Here is a 25,611-nt window from a genome sequence, read left to right on the forward strand (position 1 = left end):
ACTGTTAGTTGAAGACTCGCGAACAAGTCCGAACCGCCAAAGGCGGACGGCTCGGATTCAGGGAGGCGACGATGACGGTACGTTCCATTCTGAACACCAAGGGCCACCAGATCATGAGCGTCGAGCCCGACGCCAAGCTGGCGGACGCGATCAAGCTGCTCGGCGAGAAGAAGATCGGCGCGGTGCTGGTGATGAGTCAGAGCCGGCTCGAGGGCATCCTGTCGGAGCGCGACATTGTGCGCGTGCTCGGCGAGCGCGGCGCCGGCGTGCTGGAGGCGCCGGTCTCGGAGGTGATGACCCGCAAGGTCGTGACCTGCAAGGAGACCGACACCGTCGCCGAGCTCATGGAGATGATGACGACCGGCAAGTTCCGTCATCTGCCCGTGATCGACAACGGCAAGGTGGTCGGCCTGATCTCGATCGGCGACATCGTCAAGCGCCGCGTCCAGGAATACGAGAGCGAGCAGGAAGCCCTGCGCGACTACATCAAGACTGCCTGATCAGGCCAAGTCTCCCGCTTTCGGCTCGTCCGCTTTCGGCGCGATGCCCGCGGGCGCCGGCGCCAGCACGTGGATCGCCTCCTGGATGGACTCCAGTGCACGCTCCGCGGCGCGCGTGCCATGTGCGATCAGGTCTTCGGAGCGGTGGAAGTCGAACCAGCCGAACTGACCGACCCGCGGCGTGATCAGCATGTCGGGCGGATCGCCGGCGAGACGGGCGCGGGTGATGCGGTCCTGCATGATGTTGAAGGCGTCCACCATCACCGAGGAGATGCCGGGCCGGCCGTTACCGCCGAAGAACTCGCGCTTCATCGTCTTCTCGGGCGAGAACAGGCGCGGGAAGCGCCGCTTCGCCGTCGGCTCCTCGGCCACCGGTACGACCGGGGCGGGCACTGCGCCGTGCGAATAGATCGTGGTGGAATGGGTGAAGATGTCGCTGGAAAGATTTGCGGCGATGACGATTTCGGCGCCGAGCGCGCGGGCGGCCGAGACCGGCACCGGGTTCACCAGCGCGCCGTCGACCAGCCAGCGGTCGCCGATCAGCACGGGCGCGAAGATGCCGGGCAGGGCGTATGAGGCGCGCATGGCATCGACCACGCGGCCGCGCGTCAGCCAGATCTCGTGGCCGGTGCGAACCTCGGTCGCGACGCTCGCGAACTTGATGGGCAGGTCCTCGATCAGGATCTGCCCGATCGCCTCCTCGAGCCGGGTCGCGAGCTTCTCGCCACCGAGCAGGCCGGAGCCGTTGAGACGGATATCGAGATAGCCGAGAATGTTGCGCATCCCTTGCAGGCTGCGCCCCCATTCCTCGAACGTATCGAGCCGGCCGGCCGCGTGGAGGCCGCCGACCACGGCGCCGATTGACGTGCCGACCACGACATCGGGCACGATTCCATTGGCAATCAGGGTCCTCAGGATTCCGATATGGGCAAAGCCGCGGGCCGCGCCGCCGCCGAGGGCAAGGCCGATCACCGGCCGGCGGATGCTGCCCAGGCCAACTTTTTCGCCGACTTTTTCGCCCACTTTCTCGCCGTTCGAGCCGTTCGCGCCCCGGCCTTTCAATCTGTCCAGCACCGAAACTCTCCTACGCCGGGCCAGCCCGCATCGTCAGACTAGGCATCGCACTTGCGCTCCGCCATATCAGGCGCGAAGCATGGTTTATGCCGCTTTGGAAAGGGCACGGGGCAGGAATATGGCGAGGGCCGGTTGCCACGGGGCTAATCACGCAGCCGTCAAGCCGGTTCCACCGAAGGTCCGGGGCCGTATTTCCTGGGGTTTCAGAGGCTTGAATTTGCCGCGTTTTCGGTGAAAAGCAGGAAGCATGACACGCGGGGGTGACGGCATCGGCGGATGGCGGCGCAGCAGCAGGCTGCTGCCGGCGCTCGTCCTTGCCGTATGCCTCTTGACTTCCGGCCGAAATGCCGCCCAGGCGCAGCTTTTCTCGGATCGTCCGCCGCCGGTACCGCCGGCCTCGGTGCCCGACCCAGGCAACGCTGTCAGCCTGGCGCCGCCCTCCGGGCTGGGCGCGGGACCGCCAAGCCTGCCGCCGACCCTGATGCAGCCGGCGACCCCGAGCATGCCACCGCCCGCTGTCTCGACCGTGCCGCCCGCCGCCCCGCTGAATGCGGCCGTGCCCGGACAGGGCGTGCTGTCGCTGACGGCGAAATACGGCAAGGACTCGGCGCCGATCACCAGCGGCCTGGTCTGGCGCGTATTTGCCGATCGGCCCGACGAGAACGGCACCTTCAAGCTGATCCGCGAGGACCGCAGCGGGACACCGAACATCGTGCTGCCGCCCGGCAATTATGTCGTCCACGTCGCCTTCGGCCTCGTCAGCGCGGTGCGCACCGTCAGCCTGAAGTCCGAGACCAATCGCGAATCCTTCGTGCTGCCGGCCGGCGGCCTGCGCATCGAGGGCCGCGTCGGCACCAGCCGCATTCCGCAGAACCAGATCTCATTCGCGATCTACAAGGGCAGCCAGTTCGAATCCGGCGAGCGCACTTCCCTGGTGCCGAACGTCGCCGCCGGCGACGTCGTGCTGATCCCGGAGGGCACCTATTACATCGTCTCCAACTACGGCGATGCCAATTCGGTGGTGCGCTCGGACATCCGCGTCCAGGCCGGCAAGCTCACCGACGTCACCATCACCCACCGCGCCGCCGTCATCACGCTCAAGCTGGTCAGCGACAGGGGCGGCGAGGCGCTCGCCAACACCGCCTGGTCGGTGCTGACCCCGGGCGGCGACGTCATCAAGGAATCGATCGGCGCGTTCCCGCGCGTCGTGCTGTCCGAAGGCGAGTACCGCGCCATCGCCAAGAACGAGGGCAAGGTCTACGAGCGCGGATTCAACGTCGTCAACGGCGTCGACGGCGAAGTCGAGGTCATCGCGCGCTAAGGGCAGCCGGCGGCGAGAGGCTCCGGCACGACGATTCTCATCGCGCGCACGGATGTGCATCTTCTGTTACCGTCACCGTCAGTGGGTTTCTGCCAGGTAACCTCGGACCCCTCTCTGTGTGTTCTGTTGTGAACACTGGTAGCGTCATCATTACGTGCAGGGGCCAGCAAACACCGGCGGCATCGGCTTATTCCAGCAGCAGCGCGTCTTGCTTACGATCCTGGACGGTACGTATTTCCGATAATCAATTTTATTCTCTTTCCATCCTGCTGCGCTATATGTCTGGCGTCCGTCCAACGGGGGGAAGCCGGAGCAGGCTCATGCCTTGCAGGACCGGCATGGAGCAGGGGACCAGGCTTGTCGACATGTTCGAAGTGATCCTCACCAGGCGCAAGCGGTTCGGCTGGCGGTGGCAGGTGTGCGACCAGTCCGGCAAGATATTTGCCGACGGCTTCGAGCGCACGCGCCCGTCCGCCAAATATCAGGGCGAACGCGCGTTGTTCTTCCTGCTGTCCCAGGCCTATTTGCGCAACCGCTCGGCGGCCTCCAGCGAGGATTAGCGGGGTAGGCCACCATCCCTTGCGTTGCCCGACGGGCAAAACACGCGAGCGCTAGGTCAACGCACACGGCCCAAAATATTCCGCTTTACCGAAATTCGGAAATCGCGTATGTCTCGCGCAACCCGGCCCAAGGAAGAGGGGCGTATCGCGATCGTCACGAACGCGGGCCGGGGGGGCGGTGGACGCGGGCCACATCGGCGCGAAAAGCTTCGCAGGGCGGGTAACCGTGAGCGAAGACCTCGCGCCAACGACGGGTGCGGTTCGCGTACGGCAAAATCGTGTGGTCCTGGCGCCCGGTGTCTGTGCGCCAAGTCTTGCGGTGATGTGAGCGGCTCAACCGGGCCGACGCGTCGGCCATCCGCAAGGCGACGGGGGCAATAGTGCATCGCTCCCCGAGGAGAGCACGACATAAGCCGTAAAGCCACTGCGCAGGGAAGGCCGGATGTTTGGCTTCACCTGTATGCCGCTGTGCAAATTCTTCGTCGCCACCTTTCGCACAGTGGACCGTGGGTGCCCGGCCGGCACCCGGTCTTCCCTGCGCCCTCTTTCAATTGAGGGTCGGACGACAGGCAAAGCTCGGGCGAAATGAGCCGCGAGGATGCGGAAGCGTGTCCGCGAGCGAAATGCGAATTGAAGAACGGCGCTGCCCACCACACACTCCGTCATTGCGAGCGCAGCGAAGCAATCCAGGAAGGCATCCGCGGAAAGATTCTGGATTGCTTCGCTGCGCTCACGGTGTTGAGGCAGGTGCGCGCCAAAGCTCCGCTCTCGGGCCCGGCTCTGCGCCGCATCGCTTGCGCGCCGCGCTGTGTCCGGGACACGAGAGCAGCTTCGCGCAACCGTCACAGTCTCTAACGCCCACTAACCAACACCTGACTTAAAACTGTCATAATCTCTGAATGGAACCCGCGCCTGCGCGCTTTTTACACGTCGTTAAGCGCGCCTGCATTGGATGCGGCGGGAAAGTGCGTTGGGGACTGCAATGACTGCCGCGAAGAAGATGCCGGGAAAACCGGCCGCCGAAATGTTCGACGACATCCCGGTGCTTCAGCGCAAATGGCGTGCGGCGTTGAAGCCGGGCGAGCGGTTGCCGCGCTACGAGGACGTCATGCTCGGCAGTCTCGGACGGCTCGCCGACCACATCGCGCTCTTGAAGAACGATGGCGTGCTCGAACTGTCGCGCAGCGGACGCTACGTGCAGAAATGGCTCGGCGAGGAGCGCTGGGACATTCCCCTAGCCGAGCTGTCGCCCGATTGCGCCACGGCGCTGTCGGAAGCGGCGGCGAGCGCGCTGGCGGCCGGACGGCCGCACCGGGCGAGCGCGCATTGCGTGCGCGACGGCATGGTCAGGACCTACGACGTGCTGGCGCTGCCGACGTCCTCGCGCTGGGGCGCGACGCTGATCGGCGCCTATGTCAACGAGCGCGGCGCGCAATACAATCTCCTCGACGCCATCTTTTCCGCGACCGACGACGCGGTGGTCTTCCTGGCGACGCTGCGCGATGCCGCCGGCAAGCCGTTCGACCTTCAGGTCGTGCACCACAACAAGAGCGCGGGTGAGCTGCTGAAGGTTGCAGGCGCAAGCCTGTTGTGGCGGCGGATCGGCGAAGGCGGCACGCTGCTGGCTTTCCCCGAGGTGATGGAATTCCTGCTCAAGGCCGTTTCGGGCAGCCGCTGCGAGCAGCTCGAGCTGGAGAGCGAGGGACGCTACCTCAGGCTCAGCGCCACGGCCTTTGCCGACGTGGTCTCGCTGACCATCTCCGATGTCACCGTCCTGAAGCGGCGCGATGCCTCGTTCCGCCTCCTGTTCGACAACAATCCAATGCCGATGTGGGTGTTCGACGCAGAGACCAAGGAGTTCCTCAGCGTCAACGACGCCGCGGTCCAGCATTACGGCTACAGCCGCGCGACCTTCCTGCGCATGAAGCTGCACGAGATATGGCCGGAGGACGAGTGGGACAGCCACGCCGCGGCGCTGGAGCGCCTCGGCGACGCCTACCACTCCTCGCGCAATTGGCGACACTTGCGCGCCGACGGCAGCGAGATCGAGGTGCTCACCTTCGGCCGTCGCGTCGCCTTCGACGAGCGCGACGGCTATCTGGTGGCGGTGGTCGACATCACCGAACGACGCAAGGCCGAAGCGCGCATCGCCTATATGGCCCATCATGACGGGCTCACCGACCTGCCGAACCGCGAGCACTTCCAGGAGCGCCTGAAGCAGGCGCTGGACCAGGCCGCGGGAAAACGGGTCGGCGTGCTCTACATCGATCTTGACCTGTTCAAGAACATCAACGATTCCTTCGGTCATCCGGTGGGCGATCGCCTGTTGAAGCAGGTCGCCGAGCGCCTGACCATAGCGGTCCGCGGCACCAATCTCGCCGCGCGGCTCGGCGGCGATGAGTTCGCCGTCATCTTGGCTGCCGACGTCTCGCCGAACGAGGCCAGCGCCTGTGCCTCCCTGCTGATCGACATGCTCAAGGCGCCTTACGACGTCGACGGACAGGAGATGGTGATCGGCGCCAGCGTTGGCATCGCGCTGTCGCCGGGCGATGGCACCACGCCGGAAGAGTTGATGCGCAATGCCGACATGGCGCTGTACCGGGCCAAGGCCGACGGCGGCGGCGTGCACCACTTCTTCGAGCGTGAGATGGACCTCCAGGCGCAGAGGCGCCGCGACATGGAGCTGGATCTGCGCCGGGCGTTCGCCAACGGCGAGTTCGAGCTGCACTATCAGCCGCTGGTGTCGATCGCCTCTGACCGCATCTCCGGCTTCGAGTCGCTGCTGCGCTGGCGTCATCCGGACAAGGGCATGATCTCGCCCGCGGAGTTCATCCCCGTCGCCGAAGACATCGGCCTGATCACCCAGCTCGGCGAATGGGTGCTGCGCGAAGCCTGCACCGAGGCGGTGAAATGGCCCGTCGACGTCAAGGTCGCCGTTAACCTGTCGCCGGCACAATTCCGCAGCCGCAACCTGGTCCAGGTCGTGATCTCGGCCCTAGCGCAGTCCGGCCTGTCGCCGAAGCGGCTCGAGCTCGAGATCACCGAGTCGATTTTCCTGGCCGAGACCGACGCCAATGTCGCCACCTTGCACCAGTTGCGCGAGCTCGGCGTCGGCATTTCCATGGACGATTTCGGCACCGGCTATTCCAGCCTGAGCTATCTCCGCAGCTTTCCGTTCGACAAGATCAAGATCGACCGCTCCTTCGTCAAGGATCTGGCTGAGCGGCCCGACTGCGGTGCGATCGTGCGCGCGATCTCGGGTTTGGGGCGCAGCCTCAACATCACCACGACCGCGGAGGGCGTGGAGACCGAGGATCAGCTCGACTGGCTGCGCGCCGAAGGCTGCAACGAGGTGCAGGGATTTCTGTTCAGCGCCGCGCGGCCGGCGGCCGAGCTCGGAAAGCTCCTCGCCGATTTCGGCCAGCGCACCTCACGGGCGGCGTAACGCGGGCGGATAGCAATCGTAGACCAGCGCCTTGAACGCGGGGGTGATGCGGCCGCGCTCGTTCTGGGTCTGCTGCATCATGACGTAGACCATGTCGAGCTTGGGATCGACGCCGAAATAGGTGCCGCTCCCCGAGTCCCATTTCAATTCGCCGAGCGAGCCCGGCGGCGGCGGTTTTGCATTGCCGGGATCGGTGCGCACCGCAAGGCCGTAGCCGTAGCCGAAGCCGTCGCCTGGAAAATAGAAATAGTCGCGTCCGACGCCGGAGCCCGGCCCGATCTGATCGGTCGTCATGGCCTTGAACGCGGCGGGGCTGAGATAGCGCCTGCCCTCGAGCTCGCCGCCGTTGAGCAGCATCTGCGAGAAGCGCTGATAGTCGGTGATGGTCGAGAGCAGGCCGCCGCCGCCCGACTGCCATTCTGGATGGTCCAGGCGGTCGCGCTCGCCGGCGAGCAGGATTGAGTCACTCGGCAGCGGCCGCGCCATCCGCGCCAGCTCGTCCTCGGTCGCGAGCGTAAATTTGGTGCTGTTCATGCCGAGCGGATCGAAGATGCGTGCTTTCAGGAAGTCGTACAGCGTCTGGCCCGAGATGATCTCGATGACGCTGCCGAGCACGTCGGTGGAATGGCCGTAGCGCCACAGCGTTCCGGGCTGCCGCGCCAGCGGCAGCTTGGCGATGCGATCGGCGAATTCCCTGTTGTCGAAATGGCCCGCGAAAATGTCGGCCATCTTGTAGGCGTGCTCGACCCATTCGCTGCCGATGTAATCGTAGCTGATGCCCGAAGTATGCCGCAGCAGATCCTCGATGTTGACGGGGCGGTCCGGTGGGTCGAGGTCCAGCTCGACCGTGCCGCTGGGCAGGGTCACCTCGCGGCCCACCTTGGTCCCGGCGAACAGCGGGACGTATTTCGAGACGGGGTCGGTCAGCGCGAGCTTGCCCTCGTCGATCAGCATCATCGCGCCAAGGCACGTGATCGGCTTGGTCATGGAATGGATGGCGAAGATCGTGTCCGGCGTCATCGCGACGCCGCTCCTGGTGTCGCGCACGCCGAAGCACTTCAGGTAGACCGGCTTGCCGTGCTGCTGAACGAGGATCACCGCGCCCGGCAGCCGGCCGCTTGCCACCTCATTGTCGAAGTACGCCGTGATGCGGTCGAGGCCGTCGGGCGAGGGGGCGGGGATGTCCGCGGCCCGGCTTCGCGCCATCGTGCCGGCGAGCATCGCGGCCCCGACCAGAAATTCACGGCGTCTCATCCGCACCTTCCTCCCTCGGCGGGATCAAAGCCGCAAGAGGCTCGATGCGTCAACACAACATCGATTAAAATCGCGTCACGATGTCCGAAAGTGACGGGCGCGGACGGTCTTCGTTCGGCTTGGTCGGCGTGCCGATATGAATGAAGCCGGCGAGCTTCTCATCCGGCTTGAGGCCGAGGCCGTCGAGCACGTCGCGGTCGAAAGAGAACCAGCCGGTCAGCCAGCAGGCGCCGTAGCCGAGTGCGGTGGCGGCGGTGACGATGTTCATGGCGCTGGCGCCCGCCGACAATTCCTGCTCGAACGCCGGCACCTTCGGGTGCGGCTTGGTGAAGCTGACGATGCCGATCACCAGCGGTGCGTCCATTAGGCGCTTGCGCTCGGTCTCGACGTCGGCCGCCGGCGCGCCCGGATTCTTCCTGGCGAAGACCCGCGCGATCACCTCGCCGGCACGTAGCCGGGCCTCGCCCTCGAAGATGATGAAGCGCCAGGGCGCGAGCTTGCCGTGATCCGGCACGCGCGCCCCGATGGTGAGGATGGTCTCGAGCTCGGCCGCCGACGGGCCGGGCCCCGTCATCTCGCGCGGCTTGACCGAGCGGCGGGTCTTCAGGAGTTCGATGGCATCGGGCACTGCGATATCCTCTTCAAATGGTCGGCGGGCGTGCCATGCCGAGATAAGCATGCACGCCCGCAACCGGAAGCGAATTTAGATCGATTTCAGGGCTCAGACGGCGCCGCGCGCCCGCTTCACGTCCGGCGGCGTCGCCTCGTCGACCAGGGCGGCGATCGCCTCGGCCGTCGTCATCACCTTCTGGCCGTCGCTGCCGAGCCGGCGGACCGAGACCGAATGCGTCTCAGCCTCTTTTTTGCCGACCACAAGCAGGGCCGGGATCTTGGCCAGCGAGTGCTCGCGGACCTTGTAGTTGATCTTTTCGTTGCGCAGGTCGATCTCGACCCGAAGCCCGGCGCGCCGCGCCTGCTCCAGCACCACCTTGGCGTATTCGTCGCCTTCCGAGGTGATGGTGGTGACAACCGCCTGCACCGGCGAGAGCCAGAGCGGGAAGTTGCCAGCATAGTGCTCGATCAGGATGCCGATATAGCGCTCCATCGAGCCGCAGATCGCGCGGTGCACCATCACCGGCGGTTTCTTGCCGCCGTCATGGTCGATGTAGAAGGCGCCGAACCGCTCCGGCAGGTTGAAGTCGACCTGTGTGGTGCCGCACTGCCAGTCGCGACCGATGGCATCGCGCAGAACGTATTCGAACTTCGGTCCGTAGAAAGCGCCTTCGCCCGGATTGATCTCGGTCTTGATGTGATTGTTCTGCGACTGGATCTCGCGCAGCACCGTCGCCATCACGCGCTCGGCGTGATCCCACATCGCATCGGTGCCGACGCGTTTCTCCGGCCGGGTCGAGAGCTTCACCGTGAGGTCGCCGGTGAAGCCGAAATCGGCATAGGTCGACAGGATCAGATCGTTGATCTTCAGGCACTCCTCGGCGAGCTGATCCTCGGTGCAGAAGATGTGCGCGTCGTCCTGGGTGAAGCCGCGCACGCGCATCAGGCCGTGCATGGCGCCGGAGGGCTCGTAGCGGTGCACCACGCCGAACTCGGCGAGGCGCAAGGGCAGGTCGCGGTAGCTCTTCAGGCCGTGCTTGAAGATCTGGACGTGGCCAGGGCAGTTCATCGGCTTGAGCGCAAACCAGCGCTTGTCCTCGGCCTCGTCGCCGGCCGATTGCGCCGCGAACATGTTCTCGCGATACCAGCCCCAATGGCCCGAGGTCTCCCACAGCACCTTGTCGAGGATCTGCGGCGCGTTGACCTCGTTGTAGTCGCCGGAGAGGCGCCGGCGCATATAAGCGATCAGCTGCTGGAAGATGGTCCAGCCTTTCGGATGCCAGAACACGACGCCCGGACCTTCCTCCTGGAAGTGGAAGAGGTCGAGCTCGCGCCCGAGCTTGCGATGGTCGCGCTTCTCGGCCTCCTCGATCTGCTTCAGGTAGGCGTCGAGGTCCTCCTGCTTGGCGAAGGCTGTGCCGTAAATGCGCGTCAGCATCGGGTTGTTGGAATCGCCGCGCCAATAAGCGCCGGCCACCTTCATCAGCTTGAAGGCGCCTCCGACCTTGCCGGTCGAGGTCATGTGCGGACCGCGGCACAGGTCGAACCAGTCGCCCTGGTAGTAGATCTTGATCGGCTCGGTGCCGGGAATGGCGTCGACCAGCTCGACCTTGAAGGCCTCGCCCTTGTCGCGGAACACCTGCTTGGTCTTTTCGCGGTCCCAGACTTCCTTGGTGAAAGGCTTGTCGCGCGCGATGATCTCGCGCATCTTCTTCTCGATCGCGGCAAAGTCTTCCGGCGTGAACGGCTCGTTGCGGAAGAAGTCGTAATAGAAGCCGTTCTCGATCACGGGGCCGATCGTGACCTGGGTTCCCGGCCACAGCGTCTGCACCGCTTCCGCCAGCACGTGTGCGCAGTCGTGCCGGATCAATTCGAGCGCGCGCGGGTCATCGCGATTGACGAGCTCGATTCCAGCGTCGGCCTCGATCGGATCGTTGAGATCGGCAAGCGTGCCGTCGAGCGCCATGGCGACCGTGCGCTTGGCCAGCGACGGCGAGATGCCCTTGGCGATATCGAGGCCGGTGATGCCCTTGTCGAACTGGCGCTTGGCGCCGTCGGGGAAGGTGAGGGTGACTTTGGCGGCGGGGGTCACGGGCTTCAAATTGGAGAGGCTGTACTGGAAGCCGGACTCGGATTTGGGCTGGTCGGACATTGCTTTTCTCCTGGGGCTCACTCCTGCGAACGAGCGCAGGTAAGCGGGAACGAGCGATATATCAGGCGATTCGGCCTGCGCAATCCGGCATTTCCAAGAAAGTGGCGCGCAAAACCCGGGGCGGAGCCAGCAACTATTTGACGTTGTACCCTTTAACCGGTCGCAGGCCGCCGCTACATGCGTTTGCATGAAAAGCGCCCCAGCCGCCGGCCGTTTCGCGCCAACCGCCCTGATGCTCGGCAATCTCGTGACCGGCTGCTCGGTGTTGGCACCGGCGGGCATGCTGCCGGAATTGTCGGCAGGGCTCGGGATCAGCATCCACGCGGCCGGGCTCCTGATCACCTTCGGCGCGGTGACGCTGTGCGTCGGCTCGCCGCTGACGGCGTGGCTGACCAGCCGCATCGAACGGCGGATCCTGCTCGCCACGACGCTGGCGGTGCTCGCACTCGGCAATCTCGCCTCCGCGCTTGCGCCCGATTATACCAGCCTGCTGATCATTCGGCTCGCGATGCTCGCAGTCGGCTCGCTCTATACGCCGCAGGCCGCCGGCACGGCTGCGCTGATCGTGCCGGCGGAACGGCGCGGCAGCACCATTGCGTACCTCTTCCTCGGCTGGTCGCTCGCAGCCGCCGTCGGCCTGCCGCTCATCACCTTTATCGCCAGCCGCTACGGCTGGCGCGCGGCCTATGGCGGGGTCGGCGCGCTCGGCTGCGTCAGCTTGCTGCTGTTGCTGCTGCGCCTGCCGGCGGGCCTGCAGGGCGCACCGGTCGATCTGAAGACATGGGCCGCCGTCGGCCGAAGCAGGACGATCCTGCTGCTGCTCGCGATCACGATGCTGCAAATGTCGGGGCAGTTCGTCGTGTTCACCTATATGGGCCCGCTGCTCAACAAGCTCACCGGCGCCGGCCCCGATGCGATCGGCTCGGTCTTCGCGCTGTACGGGATCTGCGGCTTCCTCGGCGTCGTCGTCGCCACCCGCATCGTCGACACTGCGGGGCCCTATCGCACCTCGTTGCTGTTCACCTGCCTGCTGCTTGCCGGGATGAGCGGGTGGGCCCTCGGCGCGGGCTCGCTCGTCATGATGGCGGGCGCGGTAGCGATCTGGGGCCTTGGCTTTGCCTCGACCAATTCGATGCAGCAGGTGCGGCTGGTCGCGGCTGCGCCGCCGCTGGCGTGGGCCACCGTGGCGCTCAACACGTCCGTCCTCTATATCGGCCAGGCGGTTGGCTCCGCCGTCGGCGGGCTGCTGTTCGCCCGCGAGCTCCTGCACGCGCTCGGCTTCGTCGCGGTCGGTTTCGTCGTGTTGGCACTGATCCTGGTGGTCGTGACCCGGCCCCGGCGGGCGGCTGCCGCCACCGCCTGAACGCAGCAGGTCGTGCGCGCAAGGCGCTTGGCAAACCTCGCGCGGGAGCGGTAGAAGGCCGGCGTGGGGATCAAAGAGAGTTGACTGAGATGAGGATGATTCTGGCGGTTGCCGCGGTGCTCTATTCAGCCTCCGCATTTGCGCAGACCGAGAAGCCACCCATGGTGGGGGACAAGCCGCTGGTGCAGGTCAAGCCGAAAGGCGCCAAGGAGGCTGTCGCCGCTCCAAAGGGCAAGCCGCAATCGATCGCGGTCCGCCTCCAGACCTGCCTCGAAATCGACGACGGCACCAAGGATCGCCTCAACTGCTACGACGCGGTGATCCCGCCGGCGCCGAAGCCGAAGCCGGCCAAGGCCAAGGGCTATGCCGACTGCCGCTTCTTCAAGGAAGAGGACGAGCGGCTGGCCTGCTTCAACGGCTTTGCCGAGAGCATTCCGAAGCTGCCCAGGAACTGATATTGGGAACTGATATCCCGGCTAGGGATTTGTGGAGGCGACGCGCGTCAGCGCGAGCGACGGCGTCGCCGCCATCTTCACCAGCACGTCCTTGAGCGGATCGCGCGTCCAAGCGCGGGTGACATAGTCGCGATGGGTGATGCCCTCGCCGGTCTCCACGAATACCACGCTGCCGGGTCGTAGCGGCCCGTCCATGCCCTCGGCGACGCTGATGCCCTTCTGGCGGAGCATGCTCATCAGCTCGCGGTCGCGCCGCGCGGTGTGGCGGGTGTAGGCGCTGACGAAGAAGCCGGAACGGTGGCTCTCGATCCAGGACGCGAATTTGTCCATCTCGCCATAGACGGCATCGAGCAGCACCACGCCGCGCACGCGGTCGCTGATGCCGCCGACCTCGAGGCTCCAGGCCGTCGGCAGGAAGCCGCCGCTATAGCCGACGATCACGATCGGCATGTTGGCGAAGGCGCGCGCGCTGTTGGGATCGCCGGTGAGGCGCGCAAGATGGTCGGCCGATTCCGCCATGAAGCGCTTGAAGCCGCCCGGCTGCCAGAATTTTCCGGCGCTGGAATCGGCGGCGTCGACCGCCATCTGCGGCGCGAGCAGGATCGCATTGGCGCCGGAATCGGTGACCTGTTTCGGCACCATCTGCCGGTCGCGGACGTCGCGCTCGAGCGTTGCGCCATTGCCGTGGAAGAACACCACGATCACGCCCGGCTTGCGCAGGTCGAAATGCTCGGGCACGTGCACCAGCACGCGGCTGTCGCTGTAGGTCTCGTCCTGCCAGTAGACGCGGCCGGAATAGCTGCGGTGGCCGCGGCGGTCGCCCTTGGAGATGTTGAGGAAGGGCGCGTCGGAGGCGGGGTTGTTGCCGAAATAGGGAAAGGCCGACGACTTCATGCTGACGAGTGTCGTCAGATCCTCGCGGGCGGGGCGCTTGTACGGCACTTGCGGCTCGAGCGAGGCCACCTTGTAGGACGCCTGGTCCGGTATCTGTCGCTGGACTGCGCTCTTGGGTGAGAAGTCCGACATCTGCCGTTGCAGGAAGCTCTCACTCGCCGAGGGAAAGCGCTCCCTAAACTGCGGGGCAGGGAAGCGATCCTCGAACGTGTCGCCGCTTGCCACGCGCGCGTTCGAGCTCTGCGAATTGGTCTTGGCGACCACCTGGACATTCGCCTGGGAGTTCGCCGCCAGCGCCGCCGGATCCGGCGCCTTGCCGCATTGAACCAGCGTCAGCGACAACGGCACCATGACTGAGATTAGACCGGCCCGGAGCGCACGATCATGCCGACCGGACATTGTCCGATCGGCACGATCATCAGCTCTCAGTTTAGGAGCGGCCCCGGCCATCCACCCATGACCCCAAAGTCACGACCCAAGTCTTACGTCCCAGGTCACACGTCCAAGTCACACGTCCATCGGCAAACTTGAAACAATTGAGCCGACTGGCGTTTAGGCGACGTTAAGCGTCCGGAGAAACTTCCCCACATCCGGAACGCTCGAAAGGACCATGCAATCGTGTCCTGATTGTGGGGGAGCGGAACGGCCAATCCCGGGTTCATCCAGAGACATCGTCCAAAGAAGCGCCTAGGCGGTGGTCAGGTACCTACCTCCGTTGCCTCATTTAACCCTTGTTAACCCTGCTTGAATTGACTGGGCCAAAGTGCACGATCGGCCCATTAGGCGAAGCGCCTGAGGTTAAGGACCCCGATGACGGCATCAGATGCGGGTACCCCGCCCTGGACGGACCGGCTGACCGGGAGGGGGGCCGGGGTCTCCGTCCCGGTCGCCACCGCCATCGTCGTGGCCGACATGATCGGGGTCGGCGTCTTCACCAGCCTCGGCTTCCAGGTCAAGGACATCCCGTCCGGCTTCTCCATCCTCCTGCTCTGGACGGTTGGCGGCGTCGTCGCGCTGTGCGGTGTGTTCGCGTACAGCGAGTTGGGCGCGATGTTTCCGCGCTCGAGCGGCGAGTACAATTTCCTCGGCCGCGCCTATCACCCGGCCTTCGGCTTCCTCGCCGGCTGGGTGTCGGCCACGGTCGGCTTCGCGGCGCCGGTCGCGCTCGCCGCAATGGCGTTCGGGGAATATGCCAAGTCGGTCGTACCCGATCTGCCGGCGATTCCGCTCGCCATCGGCGTGGTGTGGCTGGTTTCGCTCGTGCAACTGACCGGCGTCAGGCACTCATCCACGTTCCAGTTGATCTCGACCGTCCTCAAGGTCGTGCTGATCGTCGCCTTCCTGGTCGCCGGTTTCGGCATCGCCGTGCCGCAGCCGATCAGCTTCACGCCGCAGCCCGGCGATATCGCTCACATCGTCAGCGCGCCGTTCGCCATCGGGCTCGTCTTCGTGATGTATTCGTTCTCGGGCTGGAATGCCGCCACCTACATCATCGGCGAGATGAAGACGCCGCAACGGAACCTGCCGCGCGCGCTGCTCGCGGGCACGCTGATCGTGCTCGTGCTGTATGTCGCGCTGAACGCGGTATTTCTCCATTCGGCGCCGGTCAGCGCGCTCGCCGGCCAGCTCGACGTCGCCAGTGTCGCCGGCACGGCGATCTTCGGCACCCTCGGCGGTCGGATCGTCGGCGCCATGATTTGCTTCGGTCTGATCTCTTCGATCAGCGCGATGATGTGGATCGGCCCGCGCGTGATGATGACGATGGGGGAGGACATTCCCGCCTTGCGCGTTTTCTCCAAGCGGTCGGTGAGCGGCGCGCCGGCCTATGCCATCCTGTTCCAACTGGCCATCGCCAATCTTCTGCTGTTCACGCGCAGCTTCGAGGCGGTGCTCGATTTCATCCAGTTCGCGCTGTTGTTCTGCTCGTTCTTCACGGTCGCCGGCGTCATCAAGCTGCGGATCACCGATCCCGATCTGCCGCGGCCCTATCGCGCCTGGGGATACCCGTTCACGCCGCTCGTGTTTCTGCTCGTGACCGCGTTCATGATGTACTACCTTCTGACGGAGCGGCCGCTTCAGTCGCTGTCGGGAATGCTCGTCATGCTCTCCGGCCTTATGATTTACGCTGTGTTCCGCAGGCGGCCCGTCGTCGCTGCCGCATCACCGCATCGCGAATAGACATGCTCCGCCCCCTGAGAATTGCGGCCGTTGCTTTCGTCCTCCTGGCTGCGGCCGTCTCGTCCGCGCGTGCCGCAGACGTCACCTTCGATGACACGGCGCGCTTCCTTGCGGGCATGCAGCCTTCGGCGGACTCGCCGCTGGTGCCGCTCACCAGGGACCCGGCCTGGCAGCGTCACGCCAAATTCTTCGACGGCGCCTTCGCTCAGCTCGAGCAGCGTCAGCTCTCGAAGATCCGCAGCTGGGCCGACCTCAATCTGGCCGCGCCCCGACCGACCATGTTCTATTTGTTCAGCGGCCCCGATTTCCTCTACGCCAACACCTTCTATCCCAAAGCCAGCACCTACGTGCTCGGCGCGTTGGAGCCGGTCGGCGCGGTCCCCGATTTGACGCGGCTGCCGCGCGGTTCGGTCGGCGCTGCGCTCTATAACGTCGAACGCTCGCTTGGCTCGATCCTGAGCTTCTCGTTCTTCATCACCAAGCAGATGAAGGTCGACCTGAGCGCCAACCAGGTCAACGGCACCCTGCCGATCCTCTATGTCTTCCTCGCCCGCTCCGGCAAGACCATCCGCAACGTCGAGATGGTCGCGCTCGACGACAAGGGCGGGCTTCATGTCGGCGGCGACAATCCCGGACGGAACGTGACGCGCGGCGTCCGCATCAGCTTTGCCGGCAGCGACGGGGAAGCGCGTACGCTGTATTATTTCGCAACCGACCTCTCAAATTCCGGCGCACGTGCCACGGGCTTCCTGAAATTCTGCGAGACGCTCGGGCCCGGCAACAGCCTGCTTAAGAGTGCGTCCTACTTGTTGCACTCCGGCAATTTTACCGTCGCACGCGACTGGTTGCTCGCCAACAGCGCCACCATCATCCAGGACGATTCCGGCATTCCGCTTGCGAACTACAATGCGCGGCAATGGCGGTTCTTCCCGTTCGGCCGCTATCTCGGCCCCATCGACGAATTCCCCGGCCGCTACCAGGAGCGCTACGCCGAGCTGTTCACGCGCGCCCAGCCAATCGATTTCGGCGTCGGCTATCGCTGGCGCATGCGTGAATCGAATTTGCTGCTGGCAGTGAAGGTGCCGGGCAGCGAGACCGCACCGGCTGCAGAGACCACTTCGGCCGCCGAGCCGGCGCCAAAGCCGCCGCGCCCGAAGCGGCTACGACCGCCGGAGTCGATCCCTCCGTCACAGGGACGGTTCTACTGGTTCCGGTGACTACCAATGCACGCTCTGGCTCGGCACGATGAACGTCGTCGTGCTCGGCTGTGTCGCAAGGCTCCTCTCAAGATACCAGCCTGAGCCGAGGACGAGCGCAAGCAAAGCGATGATGGCGAGCAGGTCGATGGTTCTTGGATCGTGCGCCCTGTGATCGAGATTCGGACCGGGCTTAGCGTGAAAATGCGGGCTGATTTTCCAGCGCATTGTTGTTTCCTCCCGTGGGGAGCATCAAGACAACGCGGGCGGAAAGTCTAAGGTTCCGGTCAGGGCGGCGCTGTTCAGAGCACCGCAGGTCAGTACGCGTTAACTCCGCGCCAGCGGCCATAGCGCCAGGGGAGATACCAGCGTGCGCCTTTGGGCGCCGTGAGAGGCACGTTGTCGATGCCGGACGTGCCGAAGGGATGGCAACGGAGCAGGCGCGCGAGCGTCATCCAGCCGCCGGCCCACAGCCCGAACCGTTCGATTGCCTCATCGCCATAGACGGAGCAGGTCGGCAGGTGCCGGCAATTGTAACCGACCAGAGGTGACAGCGTGTGGCGATACAGCCAGATCAGTGCACGGCCGAATCTGCGCGGCAGCCGGAGCACACCATCGACGGAACTGGAACAATGCTCGCAAGCTGAATGCTTCATGTGCGTTGTGCTGCGATGTTGAGCGAAGCTTTGCCCGGTTCCGGTGCAGGGAACCATAAGTTGTTGTTTCCACGCCATATTTTGCGTGTTTTTTGGGAGCAGTGCAGCAAGTATCTGTGGACGATCTGTATTCGCCCGGATACCATTTTTATGACGGTCGTGTGTAGAAACATACGCCTGTATGATGGACTCAGGTAGCGCCACCGGGGATTGTTTGGGGACCTTGGGGCTTTGGGGCTTGGGGAAGGAACCAGATTGAGACTTCTGAACTCCCTTAAACTTCGCGGCTGGTTGCTGGTGGGAACCGCCGTCTGCGGAGTCGCGCTGGCTGGCGCTGTCGCAACATTCGGATCGTCGGCCCGCGCCGGCGCTGCCCTCGAAGAGCGCAAGCTGCCGATGAAGTTCAGCTGGGTCGCCTGCGAGCCGAACTGCCGCGGCTGGATCAGCGCGGTCGGCATCATCACCGCCGATACGCCCAAAGAATTCGAAGAGTTTTCGCGCGGCCGCCAGCTCGGCGGCGCCACCGTAGTGCTCGATTCCAGCGGCGGCTCCGTCAATGACGCGATCACGCTCGGCCGGCGCTTCCGCAATCTCGGGCTTTTGACCACGGTCGGCGTGAGCCTCCGCGGCGGGCCGTCGACACGGCCGGCCGTCGCGCCGGAAGCGTATTGCGAATCCATGTGCGCCTTCCTGCTGCTGGCCGGCAAGAAGCGTTACGTGCCGGAAGCCGCTCATGTCCGGGTTCACCAGATCTGGATGGGCGACCGCGCCGATGATGCCAAGGCGGCGAGCTATAGCGCGCAGGACCTGATGATCGTGGAGCGCGACATCGGCCGCCTCGCCAAATACACCTTCGATATGGGTGGCGCCGGGGATCTGTTGTCGCTTGCGCTCAGCGTCCCGCCTTGGGAGGACCTGCACGAGCTCGATGCCGGCGAGCTCAAGCTCACCAATCTGGTTACGACCGATCTCGTGGCTGACGTGCTCCCGCACGTGGATATCTCGGCGCCGGCAATGGCGGAGCTTGCACCGAAGACGCAGGCGAGGTTCGGCGCGGAACCGGAGCAGGCTTCCAAGTCGACCAAGACGGCGGAAGCCCTGGTGCCGACCGGTAGTGTTGCCACACCGGCTGCTGCGGCGGCGCCGAAGTAAGCTCTTAAATCTCGGCAGTCATTCGCGGGGCGCGCGTCAGCGCGAACGTTGGTGAGCAAGTGCGTACCTGGGGTGCGCAAGTTCGCCCCGGAATGACGGAGAGGGGGGTCAGCCTTGCGCTGCGGCCGGCTGCTTGGTTCTGGCCTCGATCTGGCCGATGGCATCAACCACGGCATCGAAGGTGAGAAGCGTCGAGGCATGGCGCGCCTTGTAGTCGCGGACCGGCTCGAGGAACTTGATCTCCTCCCATTTTCCTTGAGGAGGCGCACCATTCTCCTTCAGCATCTTGCGAACGGTTTCGCGTAACTCACGGAGTTCGCTCGCAGTCGAGCCGACCACGTGACTTGCCATGATGGATGAAGAGGCCTGGCCCAAAGCGCAGGCCTTCACGTCATGGGCGAAGTCGGTGACGGTATCCCCGTTCATCTTAAGATCGACCTTCACGGTCGAGCCGCACAGCTTGGAATGGGCGGTGGCGGAGGCATCGGGGTCCGCCAACCGTCCGAGCCGCGGAATATTCCCGGCCAGCTCGATGATCCGCTTGTTGTAAATGTCGTTCAGCATGTGATGGAGTCCAACGCGTCCACACCCGCTTCCAAGCCGGATCGGCCTTGGCGGGCGCCGCCCACGGTCCTATATAGGGGCGGAACTGGTGGAAAAACAGTCCAGCGGAGCGGTGGCGGTGATCCAGATCTGCGCTGCCGGCTTTGTGACCTTGGGACTTTTGCACCGAAACTGTTCTGTTCAGGCGTCCGGCGGCTTGGCCGCCCCGTCTGCCGGTGACACTCCGGCCGTTAGGCCGTCGAACGGAGAAGATATGGACGCTGCAATCAAATCCATCCGCCCGGGCAAGCCCTCCGACCGGCAGCCCGAGAGCCGCCCGGCCGAGCTTGATCCTGCCGAATTCCTCGCGGCCGCAGTCCGCGCCGACCAGCCGCGCCCCGCGCGCGCCGAGGCGGAAGCGGCGGTGAAGACGCTGCTCGCCTATATCGGCGAGAACACCGAGCGCGAGGGCCTGCTCGACACGCCGCGCCGCGTCGTCGAGGCTTTCGACGAGCTCTATCAGGGCTACCACCAGTGCCCGGCCGAGGTGCTCGACCGCACCTTCGGTGAGACGGCGGGCTATGACGACTTCGTCCTGGTGCGCGACATCGAGTTCACCTCGCAATGCGAGCATCACATGATGCCGTTCTACGGCAAGGCGCACATCGCCTATACGCCGGTGGAGCGCGTCGTCGGCCTGTCCAAGCTGGCCCGCCTGACCGACATCTTCGCCCGCCGGCTCCAGACCCAGGAGCACCTGACCGCGCAGATCGCCGCCGCGATCGACGAGGTCCTCAAGCCTCGCGGCGTTGCCGTGCTGATCGAGGCCGAGCATACCTGCATGTCGGTGCGCGGCGTCGCCAAGCATGGCGCCTCTACTTTCACCAGCCGCTTCACCGGCATGTTCCGCGACAATCCGGCGGAGCAGGCCCGTTTCCTGTCCCTGGTGCGAGGCACGACGCGCTGACCTCGCGACAAACCGGCGAGAGTTGCTGTGTCCGCTCATTCCCACGAGATCGAGGAGGGCCTCGCCTTCCTGCCCAGATTTGATGCCGCTGGCCTCGTGACGGTCGTCGCCACCGACGTCGCCACCGGCGACGTGCTGATGGTCGCGCACATGAACGAGGAGGCGCTGCGCAAGACCATTGCGACCGGCGAAGCCTGGTATTTCAGCCGCTCGCGCAATGCGTTGTGGCGAAAAGGTGAGACGTCGGGTCAGACCCAGCGCGTGGTCGAGATGCGCACCGACTGCGATCAGGATGCGGTCTGGATCCGCATCGAGCAGATCGGCGCGGCCTGCCATACCGGCCGGCGGTCGTGCTTCTACCGCAAGGTCGAGGCCGAGGGCGGGGGAGCGAGATTGGTCTTCACTGAGGCGGACCGGCTGTTCGATCCGAACGACGTTTACAGGAAGTAGCAGCCTGTCATTCCGGGTTCGCGCTGTCGCATGCCCCGGAATGACGCGGAGCGTCAGTTAACCCCGCCTTAACCATACCTGTCCCACGGTGAGACGATGGGCGCCGAATTGCCGGCGTCGCTCAGCGCCGCGCGGGGCGGGCCCTCCACCATGTCGATCGACAGTTTCAGTGCCACGCAGACGGCCGGCCTTGATCCGTCGCGCGCGCGTGTCGCCGGTTCGATCAAGCAGGCCTCGAACGTCACAGGCGTCAGCTTCCAGTACATGCTGACCACGGCCAAGATGGAATCGGACTTCAATCCGACGGCCGCCGCGACCACCTCGTCCGCGCAGGGGCTCTACCAGTTCATCGACCAGACCTGGCTCGGTACGGTGAAGGAAGCGGGTGCCCAGCTCGGCTATGGCAGCTACGCCGACGCCATCACCAGGACGTCATCGGGGACCTACACCGTCGACGATCCCGTCAAGAAGCGGTCGATCATGAAGCTGCGCGACGATCCCGAAGCCGCTTCCGCCATGGCCGCGGCGCTGACGCAGTCGAACAGCTTCAAGCTCACCGGCCTGCTCGGGCGCAGGCCGAGCGACAGCGAACTCTACATGGCCCATTTCATGGGCGTCCGCGGCGCGGCGAAATTGATCGCCAATGCCGAGGACAATCCGCAAGCCGTCGGCGCGCGGCTGTTTCCCAACGCGGCGGCCGCCAACCGCCCGATCTTCTACGCCAAGGACGGCCGCGCCCGCAGCGTCTCCGAGGTCTATTCGGTCCTGGACAGCCGCTATGCCAGCGCGGCCAATTCAAAGGTAACCCGCAGCGCGATGGCGATGTATGGCGCCACGCCTTCGACCACGCAGGTCGCGAGTGCCAATGCAGTGGTGCCCACTGCGCCTGTCGTGGACAACGCCGCCTATCTCCAGACCTTCCCGAATGCCCGCACAGTGACGCCCGTCAGCGCGACGTCGTCGACACATGTCGCGGACAATCCGACGGGCACGCCGGTGTTTCGTTCGATCTATCAACCCGGCGATGCCACGCAGCCGGTCTCGACCACGGTGCAGAAACTATGGGGCAACAATGCCTCGCTCACCTCGGTCGCAGCGGCGACGCCGGACGTGCGGCCGCCGCAACCGCTCGATCTCTTCAGTGATCGCAGCGGCACGTTCTCGAGCTAGCCGATATCTCGTGTCCCGGACGCGCTGCGGCGCAGAGCCGGGACCCATGCAACAAAACTGCTCTCGACCATCTGGGCCCCGGCTCAGCAGCGCATCACTTGCGTGCTGCGCTGCGTCCGGGCACTCCTGCCAAGCGGCTTTGTTCCCTTAACAAATCATCAACAAAACCAGCCAGTTATGGTGAACGCTTTGTTAAGCGTCGTGGTTTATTTTGTGTTGCAGGTGACGAGCGTCATCGTTTTTCGTTTGTTGTGTAAGCCGGAAGCAGCATGATTGTTCGGCAGTTCATTCATTGGATCAGGACGGCACCCGCAGGCGAGCGGGCCGAGGCAACACGGGCGCTGGCCCGGGCCTGGCTGATCTCGGACCTTTCTGCAGACGATCGCATCGCCGCCGAAGGCGCGCTTCTGATGCTGCTTGACGATGCCTCGCCGCTGGTGCGGCAGGCGATGGCTGAAGCTTTTGCCCGCAGCCTCGATGCGCCGGCCGCAATCGTGCGGGCGCTGTCGGCCGATCAGCCGACGGTCGCGCTGCCGGTGCTCGAACATTCCCCGCTCTTGATCGACGCCGATCTCGTCGACATCGTCGCGACCGGCGGCGAGGAGGTGCAATGCGCAGTCGCGCGCCGCATCGCATTGCCGGTGTCGGTGTGCGCCGCGATCGCCGAAGTCGGCTGCGCGGCTGCCGCGCTGGAGCTGATCGAGAATCCCCATGCCGAGCTCGCCCCGTTCTCCTGGGACCGGATCGTCGAGCGTCATGGCCATCTAGCCGCGATCCGCGAGGCGATGCTGGTGCTGGAGGATCTGCCGGCTGCAACGCGTGCTGCGCTGGTGGCAAAGCTCTCCGAGACGCTGGCGCAATTCGTCGTGGCGCGGAACTGGCTGAGCGCCGACCGCGCCGACCGCATCACCATCGAGGCGCGCGACCGCTCCACCATGAACATCGCGGCGCGCTCGCGCGGCGATGACATGCAGGGCCTGGTCCGGCATTTGCGCATCACCGGCCAGCTGACCGCGGGCCTGATCCTGCGCGCATTGCTGTCGGGCAATCTGGACTTGTTCGACGCGGCACTCGCCGAACTCGCCGATCTGCCGCTGGCGCGCGTCTCGGCGCTGCTGCACGAGCGCCGCGGCAACGGCGTGCACGCGCTGCTCCGTCGCGCCGGGCTTCCGGAGGCGACGTTTGCGGCGTTCCAGGTCGCGCTCGATGCCTGCCACGAGCAGGGCTTCGTCGATAGCGACGACGGCGCGGCGCGGCTGCGCCGGCGCATGGTCGAGCGCGTGCTCACCCATTGCGAGTCCGATCGCGGCGCCACCGAGCCGCTGATGGTCCTGCTGCGCCGCTTCGCCACTGAATCCGCGCGCGAAGAGGCACGGCTGTTCTGCGACGAGATTGTCGCGGATGATGTGGTCGATCCGCTCTATGACGATCTGATTGCGGCGTAGTTCGAAGCTCGCGACAAGGCGGGCCGGAAGAGAGACAGGCTCCGTCATTGCGAGCGCAGCGAAGCAATCGAGAATCCCTCCGCGGGGACAGTCTGGATTGCTTCGCTGCGCTCGCAATGACGAGAGGAGAGAGTTCGGCCTTATTCCGCCGGCGCGATGCTCGGCGCCAGGATCACCTCGAGATGCTCGGGGCGGTCGCGGTTGACGTAGGCAAGATAATCATCGGCGACCTTGCGCAGGCGGCGGCTGAGCTCGGCCGAGACGCTGATCCTGTCCAGCCTGGTGTTCTCGTGCACGATGGCGAGAATGGCGTTGATGTGGTGCGTGAACAGCTCGGCCGGCACCTTTTCCAGGTCAGGCGCGTGCTCGATGACGCGGCACAGGCTTTCGGCGATGCCTGCGGCTGAAGGAAAGCCGAATGTCGCCGCATCCCCCTTGATGTCATGCGCGGCGCGAAACAGCTCGTCGCGCAGTTTCTTCGTGAAGCCGTCGTTCTGCACGGCCGTCCAGGCGGCGTACAGTCGCTGGGCCTCGATCGCCATCCAGTCCTTGAACTCGCCGGAGAGGCTCGCGAGCGCCTGCTCGGCGCGGGCGACCGGGTCGTCGAGGTCTTTTTCTTCGACGCGGCGCAGGACCTTGCGCAGCGGATTGGGCTGCGTGATGACCTGGTGCGTGGCGAAGGCCTTGACCTCGATGTCCTTTGCGCTGTTCTTCGCCATGATGCCTGCCTCGTCTGAAGCGGTTGCGCTAGATGGTGGAGCGGGCCTTGTCGAGCAGCGAGGGCTGCTGCAGCACCTCGTGCTTTTCGCCGACGCGGCGCTCCGGGCCCATATAGGCGGAGTTGGTGTTGCGGCGCCGGTCGGGGCCGAAATAGGTCTTGGTCTTGATGAAGGGGCGGGGATTGGCGACGACGTTGAGGATACGCTGATAGAGCCCCTTGGCCGAGATCGGCTTGGCCAGAAATTCGGTGACGCCGGCATCGCGCGCGACCGTGACGCGACGTTTCTCCGAATGTCCGGTCAGCATGATGATCGGTGCGTAGGGATTGCCCTTGGATTCCGGCTGCCGGATCATCTGCGCGAGCTCGAGCCCGTCGAAGATCGGCATGGCCCAGTCGGTGATGACGATGTCGGGCACGTAATGGCTGTACATTTCGAGCGCCGTGGCGCCGTCCTCGGCCTCATAGACCTCGCGCGCGCCGAACGAATGCAGCAGCGTCCGCAGGATGCGGCGCATGTGCGGATTGTCGTCGCAGACGAGGAAGCGCAGCTTGTTGAAGTCGATACGGAACATGACGCCCGGGCCAAAAGCGGGTCAACCTTCGTTAACCATATCGTGCCGGGAGTTAACGAAGGGTTGCGGCCAGGGGTGGGCCGGCAGGACACTCAGTAGCCGAACTGCTCCCGCAGGATACGCTCTTCCAGGCTGTGGCCAGGGTCGAACAGCATCCGCATCGAGATGCTCTTGTCCGAAAGCACTTCGACGCGCCGGACCCTGCGCACCTCCTCGTGGTCGGCGACCGCTGCGACGGGGCGCTTGTCGTCTTCCAGCACCTCGATCACGACATAGGCGGTATTGGGCAGGAGGGCGCCGCGCCAGCGCCGCGGCCGGAAGGCGCTGATTGGCGTCAGCGCCAGCAGGGCGGCGTTGATTGGGAGGATGGGTCCTTGGGCGGAGAGGTTATAGGCCGTCGAACCTGCCGGCGTCGCGACGATAATGCCATCGGCGATCAGCTCCGGCATGCGCTCGCGCTCGTCGATCAGAATCCGCAAGCGCGCCGCCTGGGAGGTCTGGCGGAACAGGTAGACCTCGTTGATGGCATGGTGCAGGTGAACGCGGTCGTTGACGTCGGTCGCGCGCATCAGGAGCGGATTGATCTCGGATTCATGCGCCGTCTCGAGCCGTTGGCGCAGATCATGCGTCGAGTACTCGTTCATCAGGAAGCCGACCGTGCCGCGGTGCATGCCGTAGATCGGCTTTCCCGTGCGCATATGGTGGTGCAGCGTCTGCAGCATCAGCCCATCGCCGCCGAGTGCGACGACTACGTCGGCCTCATCGGGATCGCAATTGCCATAATCCCTGGTCAGCTGGCCAAAGGCGGCTTGCGCCTCGTTGCTCGGGCTGGCGACGAAGGCGATCCGGTCGTATCGCGCAGGCTTGGTCATGGCTTCTCGGCAGGGCCGCTGGGTCGAGGAAGGTTCCGCCGGGCTCGTCTATACGAGGT

General features: G+C 65.1%; 24 protein-coding genes. 13 read left to right on the forward strand and 11 right to left on the reverse strand.

What is annotated here, in order from left to right; translation table 11 throughout:
* Positions 1–71: 71 nt before the first annotated feature.
* Complete coding sequence (locus I6F33_RS12610; protein WP_036015240.1) at positions 72–500, forward strand: CBS domain-containing protein; 429 nt, start codon at positions 72–74, stop codon at positions 498–500.
* Here I6F33_RS12610 and I6F33_RS12615 read toward each other — a convergent pair whose 3' ends face one another.
* Positions 501–1,574, reverse strand: a complete 1,074-nt coding sequence (locus I6F33_RS12615) for a patatin-like phospholipase family protein (protein WP_036015237.1) — start codon at positions 1,572–1,574, stop codon at positions 501–503.
* Positions 1,575–1,821: 247 nt separating this feature from the next.
* Between I6F33_RS12615 and I6F33_RS12620 the strand changes: the two genes are divergently transcribed.
* The 3 genes from I6F33_RS12620 to I6F33_RS12630 all read left to right on the forward strand — a co-directional run bounded on the left by I6F33_RS12620 (position 1,822) and on the right by I6F33_RS12630 (position 6,900).
* Complete coding sequence (locus I6F33_RS12620) at positions 1,822–2,895, forward strand: hypothetical protein (RefSeq protein WP_225142708.1); 1,074 nt, start codon at positions 1,822–1,824, stop codon at positions 2,893–2,895.
* 320 nt (positions 2,896–3,215) lie between these two features.
* Positions 3,216–3,455, forward strand: coding sequence for a hypothetical protein (locus I6F33_RS12625; RefSeq protein ID WP_225115011.1), 240 nt, complete (start codon positions 3,216–3,218; stop codon positions 3,453–3,455).
* Positions 3,456–4,437: 982 nt separating this feature from the next.
* Positions 4,438–6,900 carry a bifunctional diguanylate cyclase/phosphodiesterase gene (locus I6F33_RS12630; RefSeq protein WP_036027750.1) on the forward strand — a complete coding sequence of 821 codons (2,463 nt, stop codon included), beginning with the start codon at positions 4,438–4,440 and terminating at the stop codon, positions 6,898–6,900.
* Here I6F33_RS12630 and I6F33_RS12635 read toward each other — a convergent pair.
* The 3 genes from I6F33_RS12635 to thrS form a co-directional block, all read right to left on the reverse strand.
* The gene (locus I6F33_RS12635) at positions 6,886–8,154 is read right to left on the reverse strand and encodes a serine hydrolase (RefSeq protein ID WP_225142710.1); all 1,269 of its coding nucleotides are present in this window, start codon (positions 8,152–8,154) and stop codon (positions 6,886–6,888) included. The genes I6F33_RS12630 and I6F33_RS12635 overlap by 15 nt on opposite strands.
* A 64-nt stretch (positions 8,155–8,218) precedes the next feature.
* The gene (locus tag I6F33_RS12640) at positions 8,219–8,782 is read right to left on the reverse strand and encodes a nitroreductase (protein ID WP_036010490.1); all 564 of its coding nucleotides are present in this window, start codon (positions 8,780–8,782) and stop codon (positions 8,219–8,221) included.
* A 93-nt stretch (positions 8,783–8,875) separates the two neighbouring features.
* Positions 8,876–10,918 (reverse strand): threonine--tRNA ligase, encoded by a 2,043-nt coding sequence (thrS, locus tag I6F33_RS12645; protein ID WP_225142712.1) that lies wholly within the window; start codon positions 10,916–10,918, stop codon positions 8,876–8,878.
* Positions 10,919–11,105: 187 nt separating this feature from the next.
* Between thrS and I6F33_RS12650 the strand changes: the two genes are divergently transcribed.
* Together I6F33_RS12650 and I6F33_RS12655 are read left to right on the forward strand one after the other, a co-directional pair.
* The gene (locus I6F33_RS12650; protein ID WP_225142714.1) at positions 11,106–12,281 is read left to right on the forward strand and encodes an MFS transporter; all 1,176 of its coding nucleotides are present in this window, start codon (positions 11,106–11,108) and stop codon (positions 12,279–12,281) included.
* Between the two features lie 89 nt (positions 12,282–12,370).
* Positions 12,371–12,736, forward strand: a complete 366-nt coding sequence (locus I6F33_RS12655; protein ID WP_036010500.1) for a hypothetical protein — start codon at positions 12,371–12,373, stop codon at positions 12,734–12,736.
* 21 nt (positions 12,737–12,757) lie between these two features.
* Here the strand turns inward: I6F33_RS12655 and I6F33_RS12660 are convergent, their stop codons facing one another.
* Entirely contained in the window at positions 12,758–14,080 is a 1,323-nt protein-coding gene (locus I6F33_RS12660; protein WP_225142715.1) for an alpha/beta hydrolase, read from the reverse strand.
* A gap of 360 nt (positions 14,081–14,440) precedes the next feature.
* Between I6F33_RS12660 and I6F33_RS12665 the strand changes: the two genes are divergently transcribed.
* Together I6F33_RS12665 and I6F33_RS12670 are read left to right on the forward strand one after the other, a co-directional pair.
* Positions 14,441–15,808, forward strand: coding sequence for an APC family permease (locus I6F33_RS12665; protein WP_225142716.1), 1,368 nt, complete (start codon positions 14,441–14,443; stop codon positions 15,806–15,808).
* 2 nt (positions 15,809–15,810) lie between these two features.
* Entirely contained in the window at positions 15,811–17,025 is a 1,215-nt protein-coding gene (locus tag I6F33_RS12670) for a hypothetical protein (protein ID WP_225142718.1), read from the forward strand.
* Here I6F33_RS12670 and I6F33_RS12675 read toward each other — a convergent pair whose 3' ends face one another.
* Positions 17,026–17,232 carry a hypothetical protein gene (locus I6F33_RS12675; RefSeq protein WP_225142720.1) on the reverse strand — a complete coding sequence of 69 codons (207 nt, stop codon included), beginning with the start codon at positions 17,230–17,232 and terminating at the stop codon, positions 17,026–17,028.
* An 89-nt stretch (positions 17,233–17,321) separates the two neighbouring features.
* Entirely contained in the window at positions 17,322–17,660 is a 339-nt protein-coding gene (gene yidD, locus I6F33_RS12680) for a membrane protein insertion efficiency factor YidD (RefSeq protein ID WP_225142722.1), read from the reverse strand.
* Positions 17,661–17,915: 255 nt separating this feature from the next.
* Between yidD and I6F33_RS12685 the strand changes: the two genes are divergently transcribed.
* Complete coding sequence (locus tag I6F33_RS12685) at positions 17,916–18,812, forward strand: hypothetical protein (protein WP_036027720.1); 897 nt, start codon at positions 17,916–17,918, stop codon at positions 18,810–18,812.
* A gap of 108 nt (positions 18,813–18,920) precedes the next feature.
* Here the strand turns inward: I6F33_RS12685 and I6F33_RS12690 are convergent, their stop codons facing one another.
* Positions 18,921–19,376 (reverse strand): iron-sulfur cluster assembly scaffold protein, encoded by a 456-nt coding sequence (locus tag I6F33_RS12690; protein ID WP_036044037.1) that lies wholly within the window; start codon positions 19,374–19,376, stop codon positions 18,921–18,923.
* A gap of 253 nt (positions 19,377–19,629) precedes the next feature.
* Here I6F33_RS12690 and folE point away from each other — a divergent pair, with 253 nt between their 5' ends.
* From folE to I6F33_RS12710, 4 genes are all read left to right on the forward strand, one after another.
* Positions 19,630–20,322 (forward strand): GTP cyclohydrolase I FolE, encoded by a 693-nt coding sequence (folE, locus tag I6F33_RS12695; protein WP_036010520.1) that lies wholly within the window; start codon positions 19,630–19,632, stop codon positions 20,320–20,322.
* A 27-nt stretch (positions 20,323–20,349) separates the two neighbouring features.
* A complete protein-coding gene (hisI, locus tag I6F33_RS12700) occupies positions 20,350–20,772 on the forward strand; it encodes a phosphoribosyl-AMP cyclohydrolase (RefSeq protein ID WP_128264665.1) in 423 nt (140 codons plus the stop codon).
* Between the two features lie 96 nt (positions 20,773–20,868).
* The gene (locus tag I6F33_RS12705) at positions 20,869–21,942 is read left to right on the forward strand and encodes a transglycosylase SLT domain-containing protein (protein WP_225142725.1); all 1,074 of its coding nucleotides are present in this window, start codon (positions 20,869–20,871) and stop codon (positions 21,940–21,942) included.
* A 269-nt stretch (positions 21,943–22,211) separates the two neighbouring features.
* Positions 22,212–23,387 carry a DUF2336 domain-containing protein gene (locus I6F33_RS12710; RefSeq protein WP_225142727.1) on the forward strand — a complete coding sequence of 392 codons (1,176 nt, stop codon included), beginning with the start codon at positions 22,212–22,214 and terminating at the stop codon, positions 23,385–23,387.
* A gap of 140 nt (positions 23,388–23,527) precedes the next feature.
* Here the strand turns inward: I6F33_RS12710 and I6F33_RS12715 are convergent, their stop codons facing one another.
* The 3 genes from I6F33_RS12715 to I6F33_RS12725 form a co-directional block, all read right to left on the reverse strand.
* Positions 23,528–24,106 carry an Hpt domain-containing protein gene (locus I6F33_RS12715; protein WP_225142729.1) on the reverse strand — a complete coding sequence of 193 codons (579 nt, stop codon included), beginning with the start codon at positions 24,104–24,106 and terminating at the stop codon, positions 23,528–23,530.
* A gap of 28 nt (positions 24,107–24,134) precedes the next feature.
* Positions 24,135–24,680, reverse strand: a complete 546-nt coding sequence (locus tag I6F33_RS12720) for a response regulator (RefSeq protein WP_011088265.1) — start codon at positions 24,678–24,680, stop codon at positions 24,135–24,137.
* Positions 24,681–24,772: 92 nt separating this feature from the next.
* Entirely contained in the window at positions 24,773–25,552 is a 780-nt protein-coding gene (locus I6F33_RS12725; RefSeq protein ID WP_036010536.1) for an NAD kinase, read from the reverse strand.
* Between the last annotated feature and the right edge of the window lie 59 nt (positions 25,553–25,611).

The sequence above is a fragment of the Bradyrhizobium sp. BRP20 genome (genome assembly GCF_020194215.1).
Lineage (GTDB): Bacteria > Pseudomonadota > Alphaproteobacteria > Rhizobiales > Xanthobacteraceae > Bradyrhizobium > Bradyrhizobium yuanmingense.

Bases quoted from the DNA above. Each gene is read 5' to 3' on its own strand.
- I6F33_RS12610 (WP_036015240.1), top strand. From the start codon at position 72: ATGACGGTACGTTCCATTCTGAACACCAAGGGCCACCAGATCATGAGC.
- I6F33_RS12620 (WP_225142708.1), top strand. From the start codon at position 1,822: ATGACACGCGGGGGTGACGGCATCGGCGGATGGCGGCGCAGCAGCAGG.
- I6F33_RS12625 (WP_225115011.1), top strand. From the start codon at position 3,216: ATGCCTTGCAGGACCGGCATGGAGCAGGGGACCAGGCTTGTCGACATG.
- I6F33_RS12630 (WP_036027750.1), top strand. From the start codon at position 4,438: ATGACTGCCGCGAAGAAGATGCCGGGAAAACCGGCCGCCGAAATGTTC.
- I6F33_RS12635 (WP_225142710.1), bottom strand. From the start codon at position 8,154: ATGAGACGCCGTGAATTTCTGGTCGGGGCCGCGATGCTCGCCGGCACG.
- thrS (WP_225142712.1), bottom strand. From the start codon at position 10,918: ATGTCCGACCAGCCCAAATCCGAGTCCGGCTTCCAGTACAGCCTCTCC.
- I6F33_RS12650 (WP_225142714.1), top strand. From the start codon at position 11,106: ATGAAAAGCGCCCCAGCCGCCGGCCGTTTCGCGCCAACCGCCCTGATG.
- I6F33_RS12655 (WP_036010500.1), top strand. From the start codon at position 12,371: ATGAGGATGATTCTGGCGGTTGCCGCGGTGCTCTATTCAGCCTCCGCA.
- I6F33_RS12660 (WP_225142715.1), bottom strand. From the start codon at position 14,080: ATGGCCGGGGCCGCTCCTAAACTGAGAGCTGATGATCGTGCCGATCGG.
- I6F33_RS12665 (WP_225142716.1), top strand. From the start codon at position 14,441: ATGACGGCATCAGATGCGGGTACCCCGCCCTGGACGGACCGGCTGACC.
- I6F33_RS12670 (WP_225142718.1), top strand. From the start codon at position 15,811: ATGCTCCGCCCCCTGAGAATTGCGGCCGTTGCTTTCGTCCTCCTGGCT.
- I6F33_RS12675 (WP_225142720.1), bottom strand. From the start codon at position 17,232: ATGCGCTGGAAAATCAGCCCGCATTTTCACGCTAAGCCCGGTCCGAAT.
- yidD (WP_225142722.1), bottom strand. From the start codon at position 17,660: ATGAAGCATTCAGCTTGCGAGCATTGTTCCAGTTCCGTCGATGGTGTG.
- I6F33_RS12690 (WP_036044037.1), bottom strand. From the start codon at position 19,376: ATGCTGAACGACATTTACAACAAGCGGATCATCGAGCTGGCCGGGAAT.
- folE (WP_036010520.1), top strand. From the start codon at position 19,630: ATGGACGCTGCAATCAAATCCATCCGCCCGGGCAAGCCCTCCGACCGG.
- I6F33_RS12705 (WP_225142725.1), top strand. From the start codon at position 20,869: ATGGGCGCCGAATTGCCGGCGTCGCTCAGCGCCGCGCGGGGCGGGCCC.
- I6F33_RS12710 (WP_225142727.1), top strand. From the start codon at position 22,212: ATGATTGTTCGGCAGTTCATTCATTGGATCAGGACGGCACCCGCAGGC.
- I6F33_RS12715 (WP_225142729.1), bottom strand. From the start codon at position 24,106: ATGGCGAAGAACAGCGCAAAGGACATCGAGGTCAAGGCCTTCGCCACG.
- I6F33_RS12720 (WP_011088265.1), bottom strand. From the start codon at position 24,680: ATGTTCCGTATCGACTTCAACAAGCTGCGCTTCCTCGTCTGCGACGAC.
- I6F33_RS12725 (WP_036010536.1), bottom strand. From the start codon at position 25,552: ATGACCAAGCCTGCGCGATACGACCGGATCGCCTTCGTCGCCAGCCCG.